The 1,201-nt window shown below is 66.5% G+C and carries 1 protein-coding gene and 1 pseudogene; one reads left to right on the top strand and one right to left on the bottom strand.

The window, feature by feature from the left end; genetic code table 11:
• Positions 1-131 precede the first annotated feature (131 nt).
• On the bottom strand, positions 132-572 hold the full coding sequence (locus ELR45_RS11610) for a VOC family protein (RefSeq protein ID WP_129666130.1): 441 nt from the start codon (positions 570-572) through the stop codon (positions 132-134).
• 306 nt (positions 573-878) lie between these two features.
• On the opposite strand from ELR45_RS11610, the pseudogene ELR45_RS37545 reads away from it, so the two are divergent.
• Positions 879-1,201, top strand: a pseudogene (locus ELR45_RS37545) (alpha/beta hydrolase); the annotation flags it as partial.

Below are 1,201 nucleotides of genomic sequence, written 5' to 3' on the forward strand. Positions count from 1 at the left end.
TCGTGCTCATTACAAGCTCTAAGACGAGACAGGGTCAGCCAGCGTTACAGGGTCGCCCGGAAGGCCGCATCGCACGTGGCAGCCCCGCTGCGACGGAAGAGCGGCTGATGCGGTCCCATACGAGGCGCGCGTCAGCCGATCTGCTCGAACAGGGACACGATGATCCCCTCGGGCCCGCGGACGTAGGCCATACGGACACTGCCCTCGTACTCGCCGACACCACCGACGAGCCCGTACCCTTCCGCAGCCACAGCGTCGATGGCCGCCTGGAGGTCGCCGACCTCGAAGGACACGTTGCGCAGCCCCAGCTCGTTGGCCATCGCCGCAGGCGATCCAGGTACGTGGTCGGGCGTGACGAAGCTCGCGAGCTCCAGCCGGGTTCCACCGGCGGGCGACGTCAGCATCGCGATCTCACAGTGCGCGCCCGGGATGCCGCAGACGGTCTCAACGAACTCGCCCTGCACGGATCCGGTGCCCTCGACCTCGAGACCCAGCCCGACGAAGAACGTCGTCACCGAGTCTAGGTCCGCGACGGTGATGCCGATGTGGTCGAAACGTTGTACGTGTGTCATGTGATCTATCCTCCGCTGGTGATCTGGTCGCTTCGATGCTGGGACGGAGCCGGGGCCGGGATCTCGACATGTTCTCGCCGGAGACTTGTGGTCTACCCGATCTTGAGAAGTCGCCAGGGACGGCATATTGCTCTTGCGGCGTTATGACGCAACCCAGATGCACTCGCGGATCGCGGAAGATGAGGACCGTCGCATCTACGATCTCGCATCTCGTATCGAGCCGGTTATGACGGGCTGAGCTTGCGCCGGGGCCGGTCGCGGTGGCCATCATGAGGGATGGCCACAAAGGCGCTGCACCGCGGTCGGATGCTGCGGGTGCTCGTGGTCTTTGTGCTGATCGGCGGGGTGGTGGTGGGGGTGTTGTGGTGGCTGCAGCGGGAGCTGATCTACTTCCCGGACGCGTCGGGCGTGCCGACGGCCGGTGAGGTGATCGAGGGAGCACGTGACGTCACGCTGTACACCGAGGATGGGCTCGAGTTGGGCGCGTGGTTCGTACCGGCGGCGTCCGGGCCGGCAGCGACCGACTATCGGATGGCGGTTCTGGTCGCGCCGGGCAACGGCGGGAACCGAGCCGGCCGGGCCGGTCTGGCGCAGGAGCTGCGGCGGCGTGGGCTCGCCGTACTCCTGAT

It is taken from the genome of Phytoactinopolyspora endophytica (genome assembly GCF_004138495.1).
Lineage (GTDB): Bacteria > Actinomycetota > Actinomycetes > Jiangellales > Jiangellaceae > Phytoactinopolyspora > Phytoactinopolyspora endophytica.

What these genes read in the sequence shown, in the direction of transcription:
- ELR45_RS11610 (WP_129666130.1), bottom strand. Translation starts at nt 572, where the DNA reads ATGACACACGTACAACGTTTCGACCACATCGGCATCACCGTCGCGGAC.